The organism is Paraburkholderia sp. BR10936 (genome assembly GCF_040965735.1).
Taxonomy (GTDB): Bacteria; Pseudomonadota; Gammaproteobacteria; order Burkholderiales; family Burkholderiaceae; genus Paraburkholderia; species Paraburkholderia nodosa_A.
Genome location: NZ_JBFRCM010000018.1, coordinates 64,527 through 88,227, shown reverse-complemented (window position 1 = coordinate 88,227; position 23,701 = coordinate 64,527). Strand labels below are relative to the sequence as shown.

Below are 23,701 nucleotides of genomic sequence, written 5' to 3'. Positions count from 1 at the left end.
GCGCGTTCCGTGGTCATCGCGTTCTCCTTGTCACGTTCATGACTGCATGCAGACTGCTTCATTTGCCGTAGCGGCCCGCGCCCGATTCAGTTGCGGCGGACGGCCACGTCGCGAAGGACGGCGCGTAGTCGCGGGCACGCTCACGAATGCGCGCGCAGCGCTGCAGCCATGTGTAGGTGAGGAGCAGCACGGCGAGGCTCGCCACGCCGAGCCAGAGCGGCTTGCGCTGCTCGGGGATGAACGCCATCGCGACGAGAATGCCCACCATGCCGGCAATCGCCACCCACGTGAGGTAGGGAAAGCACCACATCTTCACGCGCAGCTCGCCAACGGCTGCCGGATCGAGGCGCTTGCGCAGGCGCAGTTGCGACAGGGCGATCAGCAGATAGACGAAGATCGCGACCGTGCCATACGAGTTGACGAGGAACGCGAACACCGTATCCGGCGACACGTACGACATCACGACCGACACATAGCCGAACACGGTGCCAAGCAGGATCGCGCGCACCGGCACGCCACGACGGTTGACTTTCGCGAGCGCCGCCGGGGCGTCGCCGTGGCGGGTCAGTGCGAACAGCATGCGCGAGGCCGCATAGAGCCCCGAGTTGAGCGCGGAGAGCACGGCGGTCAGCACGATCGCGTTCATGATGTTCGCGGCGGCGGGCAAGCCCATCACCTGGAGCGCGCTCACATAGGGCGTCGCCATGGCCGGCGAATTCCACGGCACGAGCGCGACCACGAGCAGCACGGAACCGACGTAGAACACGAGCACGCGCGTGATGACCGAGTTCGTGGCCTTCGCGACGGCCCTGGCGGGCTCGCGCGCCTCGGCCGCTGCGATCGTGACGATCTCCGCGCCGAAGTAAAAGCCCGTTGCCGCGACGGCACCGCTCAACACCGGGCCGATGCCCTTCGGCATGAGGCCGCCGTGACCTAGCAGCGTCGGCAATACGGCAGTCGTATGCAGCGACGATGGCCACAATCCAAGGACATAGAGGCCGCCGAGAAAGAGGAAAACGATGATCGCCGCGACCTTGATCGAGGAGAACCAGAATTCGAATTCGCCGTAGCTGCCCACCGAGATCAGGTTCGTTGCGCTCAGGAGCACGAGCAATACGAGGCTGATGAGCCAGGCGGGCGCGTCGGGCAGCCAGAACTGGACGAGCTTGGCGCCTGCCACCGCCTCGACGGCGACCACGATGACCCAGAAGTACCAGTACATCCAGCCGGTGAGGAATCCTGCCAGCTTGCCCGGTCCGCGCCAGGTGGCGAATGCGAGGCGTGCATATTCGTAGAACGAACCGACTGCGGGCATGGCGCAGGCCATTTCGCCGAGCATGCGCATGACTAGCACGACGAGGCCGCCGGTGATGAGGAAGGAGAGCACGGCGGCTGGTCCAGTTTGCTGGATCACGACGCCGCTGCCGACAAAGAGGCCGGCGCCTATCACGCCGCCTAGCGCGATCATCGTCATGTGGCGCTGCTTTAGGCCGCACTTCAGTTCCTGGTTTTCCTTCGGGGGTTGCATGTCACCTCCACAGATATCGGATTCGGTTTTCGGGGCGCCTTTTTGGGTGGCGCTTTTTTTTTGTTTTGGGTTTTGTGGGTTTTCTTGTTTTCGCGTCGGTCTGCCTGGGTTGCCCCTGTGCGGGGCGGCACCTACTTTCTTTGCGGCGGCAAAGAAAGTAGGCAAAGAAAGCCGCTCAAACCGCCAATGCCTGCCACAGTTCACATCTCGCCATAAATGGTGAATGGCTCCGGAGCGTCTGTCGCCTCGCACCTTCAATGTCAGTGACAATGCGCTCATTCATCCCGCTGCTCGCTTCGCGCGCTGCGGTTGGGTCTGCAAGGGAAAACGGGGGGCATGAATGTGCATTCGCGAAAACTCGTGCCCCGTTGGTGTTTGGTTATGCCCTTCGGCGCGCGGAGCGCCGCCGGAAGGATGAGCGCCTTGTCACTCCGTTTGGGGGCGAGAGGTGACAGACGCTCCGGAGCCATTCACCATGTACGTCGAGATGTGAACTGTGGCAGGCGCTGGCGGTGTGAGCGGCTTTCTTTGCCTACTTTCTTTGCCGCCGCAAAGAAAGTAGGTGCCGCCCCGCACAGGGGCAACGCATGCAGACCGACGCGAACACAAGAAAACCCAAAACCCAAACCTCAAGCCTTCTCATCCCGCCTGAAATACTGCAAATAAAGCATCCTCTGCCCGATCCGCCGGAACGGCGCAAACGGATGCCCAGGCAACGGCGTAGTAAAAATCGGCAGCGTAAGCTGTCCACCCTTACCCGCGATACGCTCAGCAAGCCGCCTCCCCGCCTGCTGAGAATAAGACACGCCATTACCCCCATAGCCAAGTGCATAAAACACCGATTGCCGCGGATCGGGCTGACATACGCGAGGCATCATGTCATGGCTCACATCGACCCACCCCCACCACGAATAATCGATCTGCACGCCACGCAGCGCCGGAAACTTGCGCGCCATGCCTTCCTTGAGCAAATCGAGATGCCGCGGATTAGGCGCATCCTCGCCGGTAATCGCGCTACGGCTGCCAATCTGCAATCGCAAATCGGGCAAGAACCGATAGTAAAAGCGCAACGTGCGCGTATCCGTAAGCACCTGAGTCGTCCGAAAGCCGCAAGCGGCAATCTCGGCTTCGGTAAGCGGACGCGTAACCATCGAGTTAGAGAGAATCGGCATGACCTTGCTGCGCAGCGTGGGATGCAGCGTCTGCGCCGTGTATGCACCGGTCGCAATGCCAACCGCCCGCGCCCGCACGATGCCGCCCGGCGTGCGCAAGTGATGCACGCCGTTGATGGTCTCCCATCCCATCACCGGGCTGCTCGTGTGGACCTTCGCGCCAGCAGCGCGTGCGAGGCGCAGATAACCGAAGGCCAGCTTCAGCGCGTGAATGCCGATCCCTTCGGGCTCGTGCAGCGCGCCGGCCGCCTCGTGGTCGTCGACGAACTCGCGGCGAAACGTCTGCGCGCTCAATAGCTCAGACGGGTAGCCGAATACGTCCTTCCAGACCTTCGCTTCGGCGGCGAGCTTCGCCATGATGCGCGGCCGGTGGGCGATCAGGAAGTGACCGCCCGGCTGCGGATCGCAATCGATCTGGGCAACGAGCTCCTTGAAATGATCGAAGCCCTGCTGGATCTCGTCGTGCATTTTCAGGGCGATATCCTTGCCCCAGCGCTCGATCCATTGCGAACGCGAGAGGCGCCCCGAGGCGTTCTGCCCCTGTCCGCCATTGCGGCTGCTGCAGCCCCAGCTCGTGCGGTTCGCCTCCAGCACCACGGCCTTGATGCCATGCTCGCGTGCGAGGCAGAGCGCCGTGGCGAGCCCCGTGTAGCCCGCGCCGATGATCGCGACGTCCACGTCGAGATCCCTCGTGACGGGCCCGTCGTCGGGCGGCGGGCTGCCTGCCGTCGCGACCCAGTAGGTCGGCGCGTAATCCTTGCCGACGCCAGGGCCCGGCGAGACGAGCGGATCGTACCTGGGGTCGTACTTCGTGGAGCCGCAATCGCTCGCGGCAAAGCCGGCGGCGGTGGGATCGACTGTGCTGTATCCCATGATCAATGCTCCACAGGCTTCGTGAAGACGCTCGCACGCTCCGCTGCGAGAGCGGTTCCTGCCGACTGCCTGTTCGTCATGCCTGTCTCCTTGCAAAGCTGTCGTCGTTCTTTGGCGCTCTGTTGGGAAAAATTCTAGGCAGACCAGAATTGCGCAGGTAGAGCCAGTGGACCGGTATCGCCTGGTACAGCGGCCTGATACGGCGCGGGAATCATTTGCATGACATATCGGGGTAATCCGCTACGTAACGCCGCGAACTTTGCGCTCATACTGAAAAAAGCCCGGAAACTCGAACAATTCGTTTCATTTCCATGCTCTTCAGGAGGAGACCGATGCGCGACACAGCGCGAGCGACGACGCAAACCCCACCGCAAATCAGGGCGCAAGACCACGCCCCCGCGCTGCGCGAAGAGACGTCGGCGGACGACGCCCGCGTGCTGCGCGCGCTCGTGGTGCTGGAGCAACTGGCGTCCGCGGGCCAGCCGTACACGCTTTCACAGTTGTCCGCGCGGCTGCACATTCCCAAGGCGACGCTGCTGCGGCTCATCGATTCGCTCGAGGCGCGCGGCTACGTGATCCACATGCCCGATTCGCGCGGGCACGACCGCAGCATCGCGCTGGGCCCGCGGGCGGCGCAGCTCGCGCTCGCCACCCTCGCCAACAACACCTTCACGCGTTCGTGCCGCGTGCTGCTGCGCACCCTCGTGGAATCGCTCGGCGAAACCTGCAATCTCACCGCGCTCGACGGCGACCGCGTGCTTTATATCGAGCGTGTCGAGACGACGGAGCCCTTGCGCATGGAGATGCGTCCGGGCATGCATGTTCCGCTGCACTGCACCGCGAGCGGCAAGCTCTTTCTCTCGCAGATGAGCGTGCTCGAGCGCAACGCGCTGCTCGAACGCCTCGTGCTGACGAAGATGACGCACCGCACCCTGACCGCCCCCAAGGCGCTCGCGGCCGAGCTTGAACAGCTCGCGGTGCGCGGCATCGGCATCGACAACGAAGAGTTCGTGCGCGGCATGGTGGCGATCGCGGTGCCCGTGCGCGACCCCGCCAGCAAACGCGTGCTCGCCGCGCTCGCCGTGCATGCCCCGACCGCGCGCGCGACCCTCGAGGAACTGCTGGAGTCGGTGGGCCGCATGAAGCAGACGGCGAGCCGGCTCGCGCCGCTGCTCCAGGGGCTCTCGCTCGCCTGAGCGGGCCCCGGCGCAGCGCCGTGGCTTTCTGATTCCGTTTCGGCAGTTTCCGTTTCACTTTCGGCCCGTGCGCACGATCGCCGCTTGCGGTCGGCATCCCCTTCCCCGACATTGATCCGAAAACGCGGCGCGTCATGCCGCCCCTGGATTTCGAGGAGACGGGATTCATGGACCATGAGGTCGACTACCTGATCGTCGGCGCCGGATCGGCCGGTTGCGTGCTTGCCCACCGGCTCAGTGCCGACGCGCGCAACGCCGTGCTGCTGCTCGAAGCGGGTGGCGAGGACAACAATCCGTGGATCCACGTGCCGGTCGGGTACTTCAAGACCATGCACAACCCCACGCTCGACTGGTGCTATCGCACCGAGCCGGACGAAGGCGTGGCCGGCCGGCAGATCGACTGGCCGCGTGGCAAAGTGCTCGGCGGATCGAGTTCGCTCAACGGCCTGCTCTACGTGCGCGGGCAGCGTGAGGACTACGATCGTTGGGCGGCGCTCGGTAATCGCGGCTGGAGTTATGCGGACGTTCTCCCGTATTTCAGGAAGTCCGAGGACCAGGAGCGCGGCGCGAACGCGTGGCACGGCGTAGGTGGACCGCTGAAAGTCTCCGACCTGCGCTTGCGCCGCCCCATCGCCGATCATTTCATCGCCGCCGCACAGGAAATCGGCATCCCGCTCAATCAGGACTACAACGGCGAGTTCCAGGAAGGGGTCGGCTACTTTCAGCAGACGGCCTATAACGGCTTTCGCTGGAGCACCGCGAAGGGCTTTCTCAAACCGGCACGCAAACGCAGCAATCTGATCGTGGAAACGCGGGCGCAGACGACCCGGATCCTGTTCGAAGGGCGCCGCGCGGTCGGCGTGGAGTATCTGCAGGACGGCGTGAAAAAGCGCGCACGGGCGCGCATCGAGGTCATTCTTGCTTCGGGTGCGATCGGTTCGCCGCAAATTCTTCAGCACTCCGGAGTGGGCCCTGCGCACGTCTTGCGCAATGCGGGCGTTGCCGTGCTGCACGATTTGCCGGGCGTCGGTCAGAACCTGCAGGACCATCTTCAGGTGCGGCTCGTGTTCCGCACGCGCGAACGCACGCTCAACGACGAGGTCAACCATCCGTTGCGCAAGGCGTGGATCGGCCTGCAATACGCGCTCTGGCGCACCGGGCCGCTCACGCTGGCGGCCAGCCAGGTGGCGATCTTCACGCGATCGAGCCCTGCGGTCGAGCGCCCCGACATCCAGTTCCACATGCAGCCGCTGAGTGCCGACAAGCCCGGCCAGGGCGCGCATCCCTTTTCGGCGTTCACGGCGTCCGTCTGCCAGTTGCGGCCCCATAGCCGCGGCAGCGTCGAAATCCGCTCCACCGACCCGCTCCAGTACCCCGCCATCCGCGCCAACTATCTGTCCGATCCGCGCGACCATCCCGTCGTGATTGGCGGCATTCGGGTGGCGCGCCGCATCGCCGCCGCGCCGGCGCTTGCGCCGCACATCGTGTCCGAGTTCGTGCCCGGCGAGCGGTATCAAAGCGATGCCGAATTGCTCGATGCGGCGCGCCAGTTCAGCCAGTCCATCTATCACCCCGCGGGCACCTGCAAGATGGGCCGCGACGCGAGCGCGGTCGTCGACGAACGCCTGCGTGTGCATGGCGTCGCTGCGCTGCGCGTCGTCGATGCGTCGATCATGCCCGAGCTCGTCTCAGGCAACACCAACGCCCCCGTGATCATGATCGCGGAGAAAGCCGCCGATATGATTCTCGAGGACCACGCGAGCCTCACCGAGCCGCAACGGGAGCATGCCGAGGCCCACCCCTGAAGTCACCACACGCAGTGGCTCAGGCAAGTAGTCCATGCAGCACCGAAACGACACGCAGCAAACAAAGGATACCTGACGAAAAAACCTGCTTTTCAAGGAACCGCACCGCACCAGGTGCGCCCAAAAAGGAGACAGCCATGAACGCATTGCCCCGCACCGACGCCAGGCAGATGAGGCGCGTGGTCGTCGCGAGCCTGATCGGCGCGACCATCGAGTGGTACGACTTCTTCCTCTACGGCGTCGTCGCCGGCATCGTATTCAACAAGCTCTATTTCCCGAGCGGCGATCCCCTCATCTCGACGATGCTCGCCTACGGCACCTTCGCGGTGGGCTTCCTGAGCCGTCCGCTCGGCGGCATCGTGTTCGGTCACTTCGGCGACCGGCTCGGCCGCAAAAGCATGCTGATCTTGACGCTGTCGATCATGGGCGTCGCGACCGTGTTGATCGGCACCGTGCCGACCTATGCGCAGATCGGCCTGTGGGCGCCCGCGCTGCTGCTCGTCCTGCGTGTGGCGCAGGGCCTGGGCCTTGGCGGCGAATGGGGCGGCGCCGTGCTAATGTCGTTCGAATACGCGCCCGAAGGCAAGCGCGGCCTCTATGCGAGCATTCCGCAGATCGGTCTCGCGATCGGGCTCTGCCTCGCGTCGGGCGTGGTCGCCCTGCTTTCGTCCGTGCTCAGCAATGCGCAGTTTCTCGCGTGGGGCTGGCGCGTGGCGTTCTTCCTTTCCTTCGCGCTCGTGGCGATCGGCATGTATATCCGCCTGCGTGTGCTGGAAACACCGGAGTTCGAACGCGTGAAGCAACAGGGCGCCGAAGTCCGCGTGCCGATCGCCGAGGTGCTCAGCCGCTATCCCGGCAACGTGCTCGCCGGCATGGGCGCACGCTTCATCGATGGTGTGTTCTTCAACGTCTTCGCCGTTTTCACGATCGCTTATCTCACGCAGACGCTCAAACTCTCGCGCACCGACGCCCTGCTCGCCGTGATGGCGGCCGCTTTCACGATGATCTTCACGATTCCGTTTTTCGGCCGCCTTTCGGACCGCGTCGGCAGGACGCGCATCTACTTCTGGGGCTCGCTCTTCACGGGCTTGTCGTCGTTCTTCGGCTTCTGGCTCATGAAGCACAGCGGCGGCTCGCCGGTGTTCGTGTGGATCGCCGTGATCATTCCGCTGGGCGTCATTTACGCTTCGGTCTACGGGCCCGAGGCGGCGCTCTTCGCGGAGCTGTTCGATGCCAACGTGCGCTACTCCGGCATCTCGTTCGTCTATCAGTTCTCCGGCATCTTCGCGAGCGGCATCAGCCCGATCATCGCGACCTGGCTCTTGCAGCGCAACGGCGGCGATCCGTGGCTCATCTGCCTCTACACGATGTTCGCGGGTCTCGTGAGCGCACTCTCGGCCGCCTGGGTGGGTCGCCGCCATCACACGCGGCATCTCGCCATCAGCGGGGCGCGGTGAAGAGGGGCCCTATCCTTGAGTCCAGGTTGAGTCCAGGCCGGCGCCGCCTCGTGCCGACGCCGCCCAGGCGCCGCGCCGATAGCTGAGATAATGAGAGCGCCCCAGCCTCAAACCCCACCCCAAGGAGCCACTGTGAGCCAATCCGTATCCTCGTCCGCCCCCAATCCGGTACACCGTGTCGCGTTCCTGGGCCTTGGCGTGATGGGCCATCCCATGGCCGGTCATCTCGCCAAGGCCGGGCTCGACGTCACGGTCTACAACCGCACCGCTGAAAAGGCCGCGCAATGGGTCGCCGAATACGGCGGCCGCGCGGCCGCCACGCCGCGCGAAGCGGCCCAGGGCGCCGATCTGGTGCTCGCCTGCGTCGGCAACGACGACGACCTGCGCAGCATCACGCTCGGCGCGGACGGCGCCTTCGCCGGCATGGCGCGCGACGCCGTGTTTGCCGACCACACGACCGCCTCCGCCAACGTGGCGCGCGAGCTTTCGGCCCAAGCCGCCGAACATGGCCTGCATTTCATCGACGCGCCCGTGTCGGGCGGCCAGGCGGGCGCCCAGAACGGCAAGCTCACGATCATGTGCGGCGGCGAAGCCGCGGCCTTCGAGCGCGCGAAGCCCACGCTCGCCCACTACGGGGCGGCCGTGACGCTGGTGGGCGCGGCGGGCGCCGGCCAGCTCGCCAAGATGGTCAATCAGATCTGCATCGCGGGCCTCGTGCAGGGGCTTTCCGAGGCGATCAACTTCGGCGAGCGCGCCGGGCTCGACATGGCGCTCGTGCTCGACGTGATCGGCAAGGGCGCCGCCGCGAGCTGGCAGATGGACAACCGCGGCAAGACCATGATGGCCAACAAGTTCGACTTCGGCTTCGCCGTGGACTGGATGCGCAAGGACCTCGGCGTCTGCCTCGACGAAGCGAAGCGCAACGGCGCGGCGCTGCCGGTCACGGCGCTAGTCGACCAGTTCTACGGCGACGTGCAGCGCCTGGGCGGCAGCCGCTTCGACACGTCGAGCCTCATCTGGCGTCTGCGCAAGCTCGACGGCGGCGCATAAGACGTACCTGGGCGGCGGCCCTCGCAAGGCACCGGAAGCCGCTGGATGCCTTCAGGGCTGCCGCATGCCCTGCCTCACGCCTCGCCCCCCGCGTGGCTCAGCGCCACCAGCGCAGCGGGCGCCGCAGCGTGTGCCGTTCGAGCCGCACCGCCGGCATGCTGTCGAGGAACGCGAAGGCCCCTGCCTCTTCCGGGCCCATGCGCCGCTCGCGTTCCTCGTCGGCCTCGACCGTGCGTGAGGTATCGATGAAGAGCGCCGCGACGATGCCCAGCGCCAGCAATCCCGCCGAGATCATGAACGGCACGTTGTAGCTGCCGGTGTGCTGGATCAGGTAGCCGAACACGACCGGCGACACCATCCCCGCAATGCCGAAGCCCGTGTTCATCATGCCGCCCGCCGTACCCGCGTACTTGCCGGCGATATCGAGCGGCAGCGTCCACAGCACCGGATTCGTGATCTCCAGGAAGAAGAACGAAGCGGAGAGGTAGAGCACCGCGACTATCGGGTTCGCGACAGACACCATCGGCAGCAGGAAAATGAGCGAGCCGCCCATGCCCGTCACGAGCACCGAGCAGCGCGCGAAGCGCAGCCGGCCCGTCCACTTGTAGATCCGGTCGGAGACCACGCCGCCGAGCGTATCGCCCACCACGCCCGCGAGCAGCGGCAGCGCCGTGAAGAGCGCGAGCTGCTTGAGGTCGAAGCCGCGCGACTCCTTCAGATACGACGGCAGCCACGTGAGATAGACCCACAACAGCCAGCCATAGCAGAAGTCGACGAACGTGACGAGCCACATGCGCCGCACGAGCTTGCGCCACGGTGTCGCCGCGCGCTTCGCGCGGTCGCAGTCGCCCTTGCAATAGCCGATCTCGGCGGTCTCTTCGGGCGTGACGCGCCGGTTCTGTTCCGGCGAATTCGTGAACACGAACAGATAGAGCACCGTCCACATGAGGCTCGCGATGCCGAGCAGGATGAACGCGTCGCGCCAGCCCCCTGCCACGACCACCGCGAGCACGAGCGGCGGCGTGACCGCGCCGCCCAGGCGCGCGAAGCTGTGTGTGATGCCCTGCGCGAAGCCGCGTTCGCCCACCGGCATCCAGTATGTGAAAGCGCGGGTGGCCGTGGGAAACGCCCCGCCCTCGCCCACGCCGAGCGCGAAGCGCAGCCCCACCAGCATCGCGACACTGCCGGCAAAGCCCGTGGCGAGCGTCGCCGCGCCCCAGATCAACGAAAGCACAGTGAGCACGATCTTCGGACCGAACTTGTCCGAAAGCCAGCCGCCGATGATCTGCATGACGGCATAGGGGTAGGCGAATGCGGAAAATACCAGGCCGAGCTGTACCGCGCTCAGGCCCATTTCGTGGCGGATCAGCGGTCCCGCGACCGCGATGTTCACGCGGTCGATGTACGAAATAAAGTACATCAGGCACATGACCGCGAGAATGATATGGCGCGTCTTGACGCGCTGGGCGTGCTGCTTCATGTCGTCGTCTCCTGAGTCTCTCTTTTGTGTCGCCGGGTCGGATGCGTCTAGTCGTGTCTCAGCCCGAGGGCGTCACGAGCTTCAGCCGCTGGACCTTCCCTGAGGGGCCGCGCGGCAGTTCGTTCACGAAGCGGAATTCTTTTGGTGTTTTGTAGCGGCCCAGTTCGCGCAGGCAGTGCTCGCGCAGAGCGTCCGCGTCGGGCGCGCCCTGCCAGTGAGCCTCGCGCGCTACCACGAACGCGACGATCTCCTGCCCATAGGCGGGATCGGGCACGCCGACGGCCGCCGCGTCGAGCACGCCCGGATGGCGCAGCAGCGCCTCGTCGATCTCGCGCGGCGCGATGTTCTCGCCGCCCTTGATGATCAGTTCCTTCGAGCGGCCATTGATATAGAAGTAGCCTTCGTCGTCGCGATAGCCCAGGTCGCCGGTGCGCAGCCAGCCGTCGGCGGTGAACGCCTTCGCCGTGTCCTCGCCGCGCTTGTAGTAGCCGCGCATGACCTGGGCGCCGCGCAGCACGATTTCGCCGCACTCGTTCGGTCCGCATTCACGGCCGTCACGGTCGATCACGCGCGCTTCGCCGCCCGATGGCAGGCCGATGCTGCCAATGCGGCGCCGCGATGCATCGTACGGATTGCTAAAGACAGGCGCGGCGGTCTCGGTCATCCCCATCGTTTCGATGACGCCGATACCGAAGCGCGCCTCGAACGCGCGATGATGGTCGGCGGGCAGCGCAGCCGACGCGCTGCGGCAGAACTTGAGCGCCGAGAGGTCGAGTCCGCTCGGTTCGTCGCCGTTGAGGAGATAGGCGACGATGGTCGGCACCACGTTGATCCACGTGCAGCCGTAGCTGGCGGCGTCGCGCCAGAACGTGCGCCCGGAGAAACGCGGCGTCAGCACGACCGAGCCCGCGTGCCAGAGCGGCGCAAGCAAGGTCACGACGAGCCCGTTGATGTGGTAGAGCGGCAGCGATGCCAGCACGCGGTCGTCGTCGGCGAGCCGGTGCTCGAGGCTGATGTTGCGCGCGTTCGCATGGAGGCTTGCGTGGCTGAGCAGCACGCCCTTGGGCGCGCCGGTCGTGCCCGAGGTGTACATCAGCAGGGCGATGTCGGCCGCATCGGGCCCGGACCGGGCTTCTTCCACGCGCGCGGATTCCAGGACCGGGAGGCCCGCGAGGCTCGCCGCCGCCGGAACAGCGCTCGCCTCATGGGCGGCCACAGTTTCGAGTGCGGGCAGCACCGGCAACGCAACGGCATCCGGCTGCGTGCGCACGAGCGCGATGTGGCGCGACATGCCCTGCTCGCGCAGCGCGGCGAGCGCCGCTTCGAGGGCGCCGCTGGTCTGCGCGCTCGCGAAGATCATCCGCGTATCCGAGTGCTCGACGATATAGGCGAGCTGGGACGCCTGGCAAAGCAGGTTGAGCGGATGCGCGATCAGTCCGCTGTACATCGCGCCGAGCAGCAGCGTGGCAGTCTGGATGCCGTTGCCCATCAGGACCGAAACGACATCGCCCGGCTTGAGGCCGGCGTCGCGAAAGCGGCTCTCGAGCGTGCGGCAACGCTCGAGCAGCGCGCCAAAGGTCAACGTCGCGCCTGCCGTGACGCTCTCGGCGACTGCGCCGGCGTCTTCGCTGGCGCCTTCGTCGGGCGCGGCCAGCAGGAAGGGCTTGTCCGGATACTGTGCGGCGCGGGTTTCGATCAGCGCGCGGATCGTGGCGGGCGCGCTCATGGGCCGAACCTCCGGAAATAGTCGCCGAGCAAGGTGTCGAGTTCGGGAACGCGCTCCGTGATGGGGTACGCCACGCGCGTGACATTCAGGTACTGGCGAAAGCCGAGATTGTCCGAGAAGTTGTTGCGCCCCCAGGTCCCACAGCCCATCGAGAGCGAGAACGGCAGGCCGTTGTCGAAGTTGCCGCCCGTCGCGAAGCAATGCGCCTGGTTGACGATCACGCGCGCCACCGGCAGCGTCGAACCCAGCGTCACGGCTTGATCCGGATCGTCGGTATGCAGGCCGACCGAGTGACCCGCTCCCATATACGCGTAGAGGCTGCGCACGATATCCGCCGCAGCGTCGAAATCGCGCGCGCGATAGACCGTGAGCACCGGCGCGAGCTTTTCGCCCGAAAACGGGTGCGCCGCGCCGAAGCCGCTCTCCTCGACCATCAGGAACGCGCCTGTGTGCGCCGCGACCTCTGCCACCTCGTCGAGGCCGGCGGCGCGCGCGATCTGCGCCGCGGATTTAGCGGTGCAACGCGACGAGAGCTTGCCGTCGGTCCACATCGCCGCCTGCAATTGCGCCTTTTGCTGCGCGTCGAGCAGCACGCCGCCACAGGCGGCGAGTTCGTGCAGCATCGCGTCGTAAACCGCCTCGTCGATCACGACGCTGTTCTCCGACGAGCAGCTCGTCGCGTTGTCGAAGGTCTTCGACGCGGCGATCTTGTACGCCGCATCGCGCAGGTTCGCCGTGCGCGTCACGATCGACGCCACGTTGCCGGCCCCTACGCCAAAGGCCGGCGTGCCGCTGGCGTAGGCCATGCGCACATTGGCCTGAGAGCCCGTCGCGACGACGAGGTCGGCCTCGCGCATCAGGGCCGCGGTGGCGGCCTTGTCCACGGGCGCGGGCAGCATCTGCACGAGCGCCGGGTCCAGCCCCGCCTTGGCGAACTGGGCGTGGATGAAGCCGATGAGCGCCTCGCACGCGCCATAGCCCTTCGGCGAAGGCGCGACGATCACCGCATTGCCGCATTTGAGCGCGTTGACGATCTTGTTGGCGGGCGTCGCGGCCGGATTGGTGGAGGGCGTGATCGCCGCGACCACCCCCACCGCGCGCGCGATTTCGACGATGCCTGTGGCCTCGTCACGAGCAATCACGCCGCAGGTCTTTTTCCCATGCAGGTCGCGCAGCAGCCCGAGCGTCTTGCGGTAGTTCTTGCGGAACTTGTCGTCGGCGTTCCCGAGTCCCGTGTCGCGCACCGCCAGCTCGGCTAGCTCGCGGTTTCGGCCGGGCTCCATGATCGCCCACGCGGCTGCTGCTGCAGCGGTGTCCAGGGTTGCCTGTCCGGCGAACTCGAACGCTTGCTGCGCCGCACGCGCACGCGCCACGAGCGCGGCGATCTGCGGGGCGGGCGCCTCGGGTTTGCCCGCACCGGCGGCGTTGGCGACGGTCTCTCTCACATTCATCGGCGCGCTCCGATCAAATAATTGGCTGTACTGCCAATCTATTCATCGGCGCGTGAATGCGAGTCCCGATTCCCGCGCAATCAAAGACGCACGACTATCAAGGCGCGGAATATGCGATTTTCGGGACTTTCACCAGTCCCGAAAATCGCATTGGAAGATGCACAATGACGGGAAGCTAGCGTCGATCGCACAAGGCAAGCGACGCAGGAGACAAGCGTGTCCACCTCGAACCAATCGAATGCGGCGGCAGTGCGCGCGTTTCGCGTGCTGGAAACGCTAGCCCAGGCGGGCCGTCCTTTGGCGATGACGGATCTGGTCGATGCGCTCGGCTTGCCCAAGCAGACGGTGCACCGCATCCTGGCCCAGCTCACCGACGCGTGGCTCGTCACACGCGGCGCCAACGACAAGCTCTACGAATGTTCGGCACGCGTGAGAATGATGGCGGTGAACGTGCTGATGCACGCGGGGCCGGCGGCGGCGCGGCACTTGCTGCTCGAGCAGCTCGTCGAAAAGATTGGCGAGACCTGCAATCTCACCATGCTCGCCGGCAACGACGTGGTCTATGTCGACCGCGTGGAGACCGAATGGCCGCTGCGCATGCATCTGCAGCCGGGCTCGCACGTGCCGCTGCACTGTTCGGCAAGCGGCAAGCTGCTGCTGAGCTTTTTGCCCAAGGAGCGGCGCGACCGCATGATCGATACGCTGCCGCTGCGCGCCCACTCGGAGCAAACGATCACCGACCGCGAAGCGTTGCGCAAAGAGCTGGCGGTAACGCGCCGGCGGCAGCTCGCGATCAACAATCAGGAGCATTTACAGGGCTTGATCGCGATCGCCGTGCCCGTGATGCTGGACCGCAACCGTGCGTGCGCGGCAATCGCCGTCCAGGCGCCGGTCGGGCGAGTCGCGCTCGACGACCTGCTCGCCTTCGTGCCCGACCTGAGGCATGCCGCAACGGAAACCGCGAAAACGTTCCGCGAGTAGAGGGACGTGGAGCGCGCGAATTATGAACGCTGATAGTAGAGATTCTGCGGATGCCGCGCTTCAGCAAAGAAAAACCAGCGCTCCGCCACCAGGCCCGCGTACTGGATCACAGTCGCCAGGCAAAACACCGCGAACGAGGGTCCAACGGATCGAATGCCGCCGCCGATCGCCACGAGGCAGAAAGGAGCGAGGAACGCCGCGATCAGGAACGTCCACTTGATGCGTTTGAGCGCGCCTGGCGTCTTGCCGTGAAAGAACTCGCGCAGATTGAAAGCGCCCGCCGTAAATCCCCGCGACTTCTGCTCGACATGTGCCGCGCGAATGCCGGTCGCACTTTGCACAGTCGATTTCGGACGCAGACGCGCATTGCGGACCAGCGAGGCCGTGCGCGACGCGCAGCCCGCCAGCGTCAACACGCATGCGCAGACGGCGAGCGGCACCGCCATGGCCGGTGCGAATCTCGCGGCGCACGCGGTTGCGAGCGTGAAGCCGGACGCGCAGCCGAGCAAGACGAAATTGACCAGCGTGAGCGGCGTTGCCCACTCCTGGAGAAAGCGCAGGCACGCGTAGATCATCGCGGTGCACACGAACAGCAGCAGGCTCGCGACGACAGCCACGCCCCCGATTGCCAGCGAATACGAGGCCCCAAGCAGGTGCGCGAGACCATAAGCGAACGTGCAGGCCAGAAACGCGGGAAGACAAAGGCATTCGCGCGACAGCCACGAGGTACGCCACATCGCAATGGCCCGCCAAGCCCGCTCGGGATGGCCGAGATGGAAGAACGACGCCACGAGCCCCAATGCGCCTAGTGCGCACGAAAGCGCCGCACCAACGACATAGAACATCGCCGGAACCGCTGCCACGTCGCCGAAGCCGAGCCGTTGCGCCAGCTCCACGCCGACGAGCGCGATCAGCAAGCCCTGGCCCGCACCGCTCAGCGTGGTGAGAAACACCACGGAAAATGCCGGATTCATACCGTTCTCCACTCTACGATTCGGGGTGCGCCATGCGGGCGCGCTGACGTGCTCATACGCGCGTGGCGATCGACGCGAGATTGAGCGCGCCGTGTTCGACCTGCGCATCGAGCGTATCGGTCTCACCCGCGCCCGGCGTCTTGCACGAACACGAGCCGCTACCGCAGGACGTCACCGGTTGACGCGGTAAATAGTGATTCGACGGCCGGGTTCCCCACTCGGGCATCAGCTGATAGCCGCCCCGTTCGCGGATCGCCTTCGACACGACCGACTCCGGATCGTGAATGTCGCCAAAGAGGCGCGCCGAGGTCGGGCACGCGAGCACGCACGCGGGCTTGCGGTCGCGCTCCGGCAGCGCTTCGTTGTAGATGCGGTCGGAGCACAGCGTGCACTTGGTCATTTCCTTGCGCGCTTCGTCGATTTCGCGCGCGCCGTAGGGGCAGGCCCACGCGCAGTACTTGCAGCCGATGCAGCGGTCGTAGTCGACCAGCACGAGGCCGTCTTCCTTGCGCTTGTAGCTTGCCCCGGTCGGACAGACCGGCACGCACGGCGGGTCCTCGCAGTGCAGGCAGGACTTGGGAAAATGAACGGTGTCGGCAAGCGGAAACTCGCCCGCTTCGAACGTCTGCACCCGGTTGAAGAACGTGCCCGATGGATCGGCGTCATACGGGCGAAAGTCGGCGAGACTGCCCGCCTCGCCCGACGTGTTCCATTCCTTGCAGCTCGTCACGCACGCGTGGCAGCCCACGCAGACGTTCAGATCGATCACGAGCGCCATCTGTGTCATCGCATGCTCTCCGTTTCACTTGCGTTGCGCGGCTTTCGCAAGCCGCGCGGCAAACTCGCCGCGCCCGGCGAAATACGCCTGCGCGACGCGATGGATGATGCCCCCTGCCCCCGCCCCTGCGCCGACGGAGCCGGGCAGCGCGGGCATGGGGGCGAACTGCGGCAGCGTGTGGTCGGCGTGCGCCTCCGCCGGATAGATGCGCACGCGCACGTCGTACCATGCGGCCTGCCCCGTGATCGGATCGGAGTTCGACGTGCGCGTGTGACCGCCGCGCTTGACGGGAATCTCGTCGGCGATCAGGTGGTTCAGCAGGAAGCCGCGCTGCGATTCGTTCGCGTCGGGTCCGAGATTCCACGCGCCCGCCGACTTGCCGATGGCGTTCCATGTCCAGACCGTGCCGGGCTCGACCGCCTCGCTGTAGCGCGCGAGGCAGCGCACCTTGCCCCATTGCGATTCGACGTAGATCCAGCCGCCGTCCTCGATGCCCTGTGCCGCCGCCGTGCGCGGATTCATGTACAGATAGTTCTCGCCATGAATCTGCCGCAGCCAGGCGTTCTGCGAGTCCCACGAGTGGTACATCGCCATGGGACGCTGCGTGACGGCCGCGAGCGGATACTGCGCGTGATCGGTCGCGTCGTGCTCGAGCGGCGGATGCCAGAACGGCAGCGGGTCGAAGTATTGCTCGATGCGCGCGCGCAAATGCTCGGGCGGTTGCCGGCCCTTGGTCTTGCCTTGGGCGGCGAGCCGGAACTTCTGCATCACGTCCGAGTAAAGCGCGATGACGATCGGCTCGTTGAACTTGCGAAAGCCCTTTTCGACAGCGAAGTCCAGATAAGGCCCGTTGCAGTTGCGCATGTACTGCAGCGACTCGGGCAGCGTGTAGTGGTAGACGCAGTTGTGCTTCGCATACTCCTGCCACTGCCGCGGGTTCGGTTCGCCAACCAGCGCCTTCTCGCCGTCCTTGCCGCGCCAGCCGATCAGGAAGCCCACGCCGGAGCCCGGCGCCGTCTGGTGATTGATGATGAAGTCCGGATAGTCGCGGTATTTGCGCGTGCCTTCGGGCGTCGTGAAAGCCGGCAGCTTCAGGCGGCTCGCCAGCTCGACGAGCACTTCCTGGAACGGCTTGCATTCGCCCGTCGGCGGGACGACCGGCACGCGCACGGAGTCCACCGGACCGTCGAACTCGGAAATGGGCCGGTCGAGCATCGACATCGCGTCGTGGCGTTCGAGGTAGGTCGTGTCGGGCAGAATCAGGTCGGCGAAGGCCGTCATCTCCGACTGGAACGCATCGCACACCACGATGAACGGAATCTTGTACTCACCGTTCTCGTGCTTGTCCGCGAGCATCTTGCGGACTTCCACCGTGTTCATCGACGAATTCCACGCCATGTTGGCCATGAAGATCAACAGCGTATCGATGGGATACGGATCGCCCCGCCACGCGTTCGTAATGACGCTATGCATCAAGCCATGCACGGCGAGCGGATACTCCCACGAAAACGCCTTGTCGATGCGCACGGGCTCGCCCTTGGCGTCGATAAACAGATCCTCCGGCGCGGCGGGCCAGCCCAGCGGACCGTTCGCGAGCGGCGTGTTCGGCTTCACGTCGTCGGGGCTGTTGGGCGGCTTCGCCGAAGGCGGCACGGCGCGCGGGTAAGGCGACTTGTGCCGGAAACCGCCGGGCCGGTCGATCGTGCCGAGCAGCGACATCAGCACGGCGAGGCCGCGTATCGACTGAAAGCCGTTCGAGTGAGCGGCGAGCCCGCGCATGGCGTGAAAGGCAATGGGCGCACCCGTCACGGTTTCGTGCGTCTCGCCCCAGGCGTCGGTCCACTGAATCGGCAATGTGACCTTTTGATCGCGCGCGACATCGGCCATTTCCTGAGCCAGCCGGCGGATCGTGGCGGCGGGAATGCCGGTGATCTGCGCCGCCCACTCCGGCGTGCAGTCGGCAACCTGCTCGCGCAGCAACCCGAACGATGGCGCGACCGGCGTGCCGTCTGCGAGCGTATAGCGCCCTTCCAGCGCGGGACGCACGCCCGGCGCATGATGCGGCACTTCGCGCTGGCTCGCGGCGTCCCACCACAGGTGATTCTGCGGAAACAGCGGATTGCGCACTTCGACCGCCGGGTCCTGCACGAACAGGCCGTACGTATCGCTGTCGGCGCGCATATCGAGCAGTTCACCGGCATTCGTATAGCGCTCGACGAACTCGCGGTCATACGCATTCTGTTCGATCAGCTCACGCATGAGCGCCATGAACAGCGCACCATCCGTGCCGGGACGGATCGGCACCCACTCATCGGCGATTGCCGCGTAGCCCGTGCGGATCGGATTGATGGCGATGAAGCGGCCGCCCGCGCGCTTGAACTTCGAAATCGCAATCTTCAGCGGATTCGAGTGATGGTCCTCCGCCGTGCCGATCATGAAGAACAGTCTCGCGCGGTCGAGGTCCGGCCCACCGAACTCCCAGAACGAGCCGCCCAACGTATAGATCATGCCGGCCGCCATGTTCGCCGAGCAGAAGCCGCCGTGCGCCGCATAGTTTGGGGTGCCGAACTGTTTGGCGAACAAGCCCGTGAGGGCCTGCATCTGGTCGCGGCCCGTGAAGAGCGCGAATTGCCTCGGGTCGGTCGCGCGCAAATGCGCGAGGCGCTTTTCCAGCATGTCGAACGCCGCTTCCCACGAGATGGGCTCGAACTGGGCGGTGCCGCGCAAGGCGTCCGGTTTGCGCAGCAGCGGCTGCGTGAGGCGCGCCGGCGAATACTGCTTCATGATGCCCGACGAGCCTTTGGCGCAGATTACGCCCTGATTAAGCGGATGCTCGGGATTGCCGTCGATATACCGAACCTCGCCGTCGCGAAGATGCACGCGTATGCCACAGCGGCACGCGCACATGTAGCATGTCGTGGTCTTGACCTCGAGCTTTTCGTTCTGCGTGCGGGGCTGATGTTCCATCGCTCCTCCAGATGCGCTTGCGGTGCGGCCGCACAAACACTGTGCGGACAATGAATATCGTATAAATGAGCGGCAAATAGAAAAACTCGCAATTTGCGATCTCATTCATCAGCCCGCCCGATAGTTGCGGGCGACGCGCGGGGATTGGCGTCTGGATTCGATGACTGGACAGCGCTGCGGTCAGCGAGGCCGCTCGGCGGCAGAGCGCGTTACGCGCGCACGAGCGTGGTTTGCTTGATTTCATGACCGAACAGGAGATCGACGATTTCCCGTGTCGGCACGCTGGTAATCAGTGTCGAGACCTTCTGGGGACGAAACCATCGGCACCTTAGAATCTCGTTATTCGGCATAGGTCTCGCGTCGTCGTGCAGCACGGAGAAAAAGACGTGGTGCCGCTTGTTGAGTCCGCCAAACTGGAACAGGTATCCCAGCTCGCAGCCCTCGAGCGTCGTCTCTTCATTGAGTTCACGTACGGCAGCGTCCGCCGGCGACTCCGCGCGCCGGATCGTGCCGCCGGGCAGCGACCATCGCGATCGCCCCCGTTCGACGAGGAGAATCCGTCCTTGCTGCCAGCACACGATAGTTGCTCGTTCTTTCATGCTTCGCGTTTCATGATAGAGGCCCTCTGTTTCGTATGAGTCGATCGTTGTTCCGCCTCGGGTAGCAAGCATCGAGCCCGAAGTCAGGTCGATACGGGGTCGGTACTAAACAGTGCATCGAGGAGGTTCGACGCCGGACGGTCGGCGAGCCGCGCCAGCGACTCGATCATGCGGACCCGGCAGTCGGCAAGCGCAATCGCGCGGACGCCCGGCGAGCCACCGAACTCCGTACGCGCGATGACACCCACGCCAACGCCCTGCGCGATGGCGGTTTGCAATGCTTCGCGACTTTCCACGTACAGCACGGGACGCACTTGCAGGCCCTTGCGCACCAGCTCCGCTTCGAGCAGTTGCTGCGTGACGGATTGCGTTTCGCGGAAGATCATCGGTTCGCGCACGAGCGCCTCGTAGCTGAGCGCTGCCTGTGTGGCGAGCGCGCTGCTGGCAGGAACGACGGCGGCAAGCGGCGCCTCGCACAGCACCCGCGTTTCCAGGCCGGCATGCACGACCCGCGCGGCAGAGATCGCGGCATCGACAACACCGGCTAGCACGCGCTGCATGCACTCGGTCGCGTTGGCCACCGAGAGTTTCACCACGATCCCCGGATGGCGCATCCGGAACGCGCCGATCAGCCTCATCGCCAGGTCCGGTGCATCGGCAACGAGGGAAAGCTCGCCCGACTCGAGTTCGCCCGCGGCTTCGAGCAGGCGGCGGGCGTCGCGCTCGCAGGCCACCATCTGGCGCGTCACCGCGTAGAGGCGCCGGCCGAGGTCCGTCGGTTCGACACCCCGCGCGGTGCGCTCGAAAAGTCGTACGCCATAGTCCTGTTCGAGGCGCCGCACGTGATCGGAAATCGCCGGCTGTGTCAGCGCAAGCGCACGGGCGGCCTTCGAAAAGCCGCCCTGCTCCGCCACCGCATGAAATGCCCGCAATTGCGCGTAATGCATGTTGCCACCTTGGGAGGACGATGCCGTTGACCCGCTCGCGTGCAGCCCTTCAGTTGCCCGCAATGATTCAGTCAACTCTTCGTGCGCAACGAGCGCGGGTCGTATGGCGCTTGCAGATGCAGCGTCGCCGGAATCGGCTCTCCCGCCACGTCGATCGTATAGCGCCCCTGGGCGAGCCACGCGGCATCGACAGGCCCGTCCAGGCGCGAGAGATAGCCCATGGCAACCGGGCAGCCGAGCGTGTGGCCGAAGGCGGCCGACGTTACCGAGCCGACCGGCTTGCCGTCGCGCAGAATGCCCTCGCCGCCCCATAGCATGCGATCGCTTGCGCCGTCGGCGCTGAAGACGGCGAGCCGACGCTGCAAGGGCTGGTCGCGCAGCCGCAGAAGTACGTCGCGACCGCGAAAGGCGATGTCCTTGTCGAGCTTGCATGCAAATGCGAGCCCGGCTTCGAAGGGATTGTGCTCGGGCGAGAGTTCGCGGCCCCACGCGCGGTAGCCCTTCTCGAGGCGCAACGACTCGATCGCGTAGTAGCCCGCATTCACAAGGCCGTACGCTTCGCCCGCCGCACGAAGCGTCTCGTAGACGCCTACGGCGAATTCGACGGGAACGTATAGCTCCCAGCCCAGTTCGCCGACGTAGGACACGCGCGTTGCGCGCACGGTCGCGTAACCGATATCGACCTCGCGGCTTTGACCAAACGGGAACGCCGCGGGGCTCCAGTCTGCTTTCGAAACACTTTGCAGCAGTGCCCGCGAGTGCGGCCCCATCACGGCAAGCACCGCGTACTGGCTGGTGACGTCGACGAGCACGCAGTGCCGCTCGTGCCCAATCGCCTTCTCGATGTAGTCGAAGTCACGCGTCGCCTGCGCGGAGCCTGTGACGACGAGATACTGGTCTTCCGCCAGGCGCGTGAGCGTGACGTCCGACTCGTAAGCGCCGCGATCGTTCAGGATACCGGAATAGATCGTGGTGCCGACCGGCACGGCTACGTCATTGGCGACGATGCCCTGCAGGACAGCTTCCGCGTCACGCCCCTTGACGAGCAGCTTGGCAAACGACGTCATGTCGAACAGCGCGACGCGTTCGCGGCAGGCGCGGTGCTCCGCGCCGCTCCACGGCAGCCAGTTCTGCTGGCCGAACGCGTACTCGATGCGCGCCTCGATGGGCTTTGGCGCGAAGAAGTTCGCGCGCTCCCAGCCCATTTTGCTGCCAAAGCAGGCGCCATCGGCGGCGAGCAGCGCATGGAGCGGCGAGCGACGGAATGGCCGCGCCGTGTCGAGTTCCCGATTTGGCCAGGGCATCGCATAGTGCAGGCCTAGTGTTTCCTTGACGCGGTCGTGCAGCCAGGTGTCGTTGCCGTTGAAGCGCGCAAAGCGGCGTATGTCCACGGGCCAGAGATCCATGGTCGGCTCGCCGGCCACGATCCACTCTGCTAGCGCCATGCCGGCGCCGCCCGCCGAGGCGATGCCCATCGAGTTGAAACCCGCGCCCACGAAGAAGCCGCGCAACTCGGGCGCCTCACCGAGAATGAAATTGTTGTCCGGCGTGAACGATTCCGGCCCGTTGTAGAACTGGCGAACCTGCGCGGTTTCAAGCGCCGGCACACGCTGCAATGCATTTTCCATCAGCACTTCGAACTGATCCCAGTCGTCGGGCAGCAGCTGAAACTCGAAGTTCTCCGGAAGCCCGTTCATACCCCACGGCTTCGCATTCGGCTCGAAGCCGCCCATTACGAGGCCGCCCACTTCCTCCTTGAAGTAGATGAAGCCGTCGGGGTCGCGCATGACGGGCAAATCGGGATGCACGCCCGCGATGCGCTCGGTCACGATGTAATAGTGCTCCGCCGAATGCAGGGGCACCGTGACGCCGGCCAGCCGGCCGATCGCCTTCGCCCACTGCCCCGCGCAGTTCACGACGAGATCCGCCTGCAACGTGCCTTCGTCGCCGTCCTTGTTGCGCCACGTGACTCCGGTGACGACTCGCCCCGCGCGCGTGGCGGCCGTGTGCACGGCGGTGATTCGCGTGTTCTCGACCACGCGGGCGCCACGCATGCGCGCGCCGCGCGCGAGCGATTGCGTCAGGTCAGTCGGATTCGCCTTGCCGTCACCCGGGAGCCAGACGGCGCCAAGCAGGTCGTCGGCGCGCATCACCGGCCACAACTCGCCCGCCTCCCGCGGCCCGATGACGTCGCAGGTCACGCCATAGGCGCGCGCCGACGCGGCCGTGCGTTTCAGTTGGGTCATCCGCTCCGGCGTGCGCGCCACCGAGAGCGACCCGCATTGCTTCCAGCCGGTGGCCAGCCCCGTTTCGGCCTCGAGTTCGGCATAAAGGGCCGTGGAATAGCGAATGAGCTTCGTCATGCTGTGCTGCGCGCGCAACTGGCCGACCAGGCCCGCCGCGTGCCACGTCGTACCGCACGAGAGCACGCCCTGTTCGAGCAGGACGATGTCGCGCCAACCGAGTTTCGCGAGATGGTAAGCCACGGAGCAGCCGACGATACCGCCGCCGATGATCACGACGCGCGCATGCGCAGGGACAGGGGTAGGCATAGGGTGGGCCTCGATGCGGAGTGAAATGCGTTGCGAGGACAGCTACCAAGCCAAATAATGCAACAAGATGCCACACAAAACAACTCGATTTGCCACAAGACGTGTGCGCTTGATGGGGGATATTTGCTTGGTCTGGGCGGCTTGGCATCACGAACCTGCCAAAAT

General features: G+C 65.5%; 16 protein-coding genes. 5 read left to right on the top strand and 11 right to left on the bottom strand.

Going from position 1 to position 23,701, the window contains the following annotated elements; genetic code table 11:
• Window positions 1-58 precede the first annotated feature (58 nt).
• Together AB4Y36_RS31070 and AB4Y36_RS31065 are read right to left on the bottom strand one after the other, a co-directional pair.
• The gene (locus AB4Y36_RS31070) at window positions 59-1,528 is read right to left on the bottom strand and encodes an amino acid permease (RefSeq protein WP_368685030.1); all 1,470 of its coding nucleotides are present in this window, start codon (window positions 1,526-1,528) and stop codon (window positions 59-61) included.
• Window positions 1,529-2,157: 629 nt separating this feature from the next.
• Window positions 2,158-3,573, bottom strand: a complete 1,416-nt coding sequence (locus tag AB4Y36_RS31065) for an NAD(P)/FAD-dependent oxidoreductase (RefSeq protein ID WP_368685029.1) — start codon at window positions 3,571-3,573, stop codon at window positions 2,158-2,160.
• A gap of 332 nt (window positions 3,574-3,905) precedes the next feature.
• Here AB4Y36_RS31065 and AB4Y36_RS31060 point away from each other — a divergent pair, with 332 nt between their 5' ends.
• The 4 genes from AB4Y36_RS31060 to AB4Y36_RS31045 all read left to right on the top strand — a co-directional run bounded on the left by AB4Y36_RS31060 (window position 3,906) and on the right by AB4Y36_RS31045 (window position 9,081).
• The gene (locus AB4Y36_RS31060) at window positions 3,906-4,769 is read left to right on the top strand and encodes an IclR family transcriptional regulator (RefSeq protein ID WP_342948034.1); all 864 of its coding nucleotides are present in this window, start codon (window positions 3,906-3,908) and stop codon (window positions 4,767-4,769) included.
• Window positions 4,770-4,936: 167 nt separating this feature from the next.
• On the top strand, window positions 4,937-6,574 hold the full coding sequence (locus AB4Y36_RS31055) for a GMC family oxidoreductase (RefSeq protein ID WP_368619776.1): 1,638 nt from the start codon (window positions 4,937-4,939) through the stop codon (window positions 6,572-6,574).
• Window positions 6,575-6,711: 137 nt separating this feature from the next.
• Window positions 6,712-8,031 carry an MFS transporter gene (locus AB4Y36_RS31050; protein WP_368685028.1) on the top strand — a complete coding sequence of 440 codons (1,320 nt, stop codon included), beginning with the start codon at window positions 6,712-6,714 and terminating at the stop codon, window positions 8,029-8,031.
• A gap of 132 nt (window positions 8,032-8,163) precedes the next feature.
• On the top strand, window positions 8,164-9,081 hold the full coding sequence (locus AB4Y36_RS31045; protein ID WP_368685027.1) for an NAD(P)-dependent oxidoreductase: 918 nt from the start codon (window positions 8,164-8,166) through the stop codon (window positions 9,079-9,081).
• Between the two features lie 97 nt (window positions 9,082-9,178).
• Here the strand turns inward: AB4Y36_RS31045 and AB4Y36_RS31040 are convergent, their stop codons facing one another.
• The 3 genes from AB4Y36_RS31040 to AB4Y36_RS31030 are packed head-to-tail and all read right to left on the bottom strand — an operon-like array spanning window position 9,179 to window position 13,738.
• Window positions 9,179-10,561, bottom strand: coding sequence for an MFS transporter (locus AB4Y36_RS31040; protein WP_368685026.1), 1,383 nt, complete (start codon window positions 10,559-10,561; stop codon window positions 9,179-9,181).
• Window positions 10,562-10,619: 58 nt separating this feature from the next.
• Complete coding sequence (locus tag AB4Y36_RS31035; protein ID WP_368685025.1) at window positions 10,620-12,287, bottom strand: AMP-binding protein; 1,668 nt, start codon at window positions 12,285-12,287, stop codon at window positions 10,620-10,622.
• A complete protein-coding gene (locus AB4Y36_RS31030; RefSeq protein WP_368685024.1) occupies window positions 12,284-13,738 on the bottom strand; it encodes an aldehyde dehydrogenase family protein in 1,455 nt (484 codons plus the stop codon). The genes AB4Y36_RS31035 and AB4Y36_RS31030 overlap by 4 nt, the downstream gene beginning before the upstream one ends.
• A gap of 216 nt (window positions 13,739-13,954) precedes the next feature.
• On the opposite strand from AB4Y36_RS31030, the gene AB4Y36_RS31025 reads away from it, so the two are divergent.
• The gene (locus tag AB4Y36_RS31025) at window positions 13,955-14,719 is read left to right on the top strand and encodes an IclR family transcriptional regulator (RefSeq protein WP_342948041.1); all 765 of its coding nucleotides are present in this window, start codon (window positions 13,955-13,957) and stop codon (window positions 14,717-14,719) included.
• Between the two features lie 20 nt (window positions 14,720-14,739).
• On the opposite strand, the gene AB4Y36_RS31020 is transcribed toward AB4Y36_RS31025, so the two are convergent.
• The 6 genes from AB4Y36_RS31020 to AB4Y36_RS30995 all read right to left on the bottom strand — a co-directional run bounded on the left by AB4Y36_RS31020 (window position 14,740) and on the right by AB4Y36_RS30995 (window position 23,536).
• Window positions 14,740-15,693, bottom strand: a complete 954-nt coding sequence (locus AB4Y36_RS31020; RefSeq protein WP_368685023.1) for a dimethyl sulfoxide reductase anchor subunit family protein — start codon at window positions 15,691-15,693, stop codon at window positions 14,740-14,742.
• A 52-nt stretch (window positions 15,694-15,745) separates the two neighbouring features.
• Window positions 15,746-16,480: a 4Fe-4S dicluster domain-containing protein gene (locus tag AB4Y36_RS31015; protein WP_368685022.1), complete on the bottom strand. Its 735-nt coding sequence runs from the start codon at window positions 16,478-16,480 to the stop codon at window positions 15,746-15,748.
• 15 nt (window positions 16,481-16,495) lie between these two features.
• The gene (locus AB4Y36_RS31010; RefSeq protein WP_368685021.1) at window positions 16,496-19,438 is read right to left on the bottom strand and encodes a molybdopterin oxidoreductase family protein; all 2,943 of its coding nucleotides are present in this window, start codon (window positions 19,436-19,438) and stop codon (window positions 16,496-16,498) included.
• A gap of 209 nt (window positions 19,439-19,647) precedes the next feature.
• Window positions 19,648-20,037: an NUDIX hydrolase gene (locus AB4Y36_RS31005; RefSeq protein ID WP_368685020.1), complete on the bottom strand. Its 390-nt coding sequence runs from the start codon at window positions 20,035-20,037 to the stop codon at window positions 19,648-19,650.
• A gap of 83 nt (window positions 20,038-20,120) precedes the next feature.
• Window positions 20,121-20,984 (bottom strand): LysR substrate-binding domain-containing protein, encoded by an 864-nt coding sequence (locus AB4Y36_RS31000; RefSeq protein WP_368685019.1) that lies wholly within the window; start codon window positions 20,982-20,984, stop codon window positions 20,121-20,123.
• A 71-nt stretch (window positions 20,985-21,055) separates the two neighbouring features.
• On the bottom strand, window positions 21,056-23,536 hold the full coding sequence (locus AB4Y36_RS30995; RefSeq protein WP_368685018.1) for an FAD-dependent oxidoreductase: 2,481 nt from the start codon (window positions 23,534-23,536) through the stop codon (window positions 21,056-21,058).
• Window positions 23,537-23,701 lie beyond the last annotated feature (165 nt).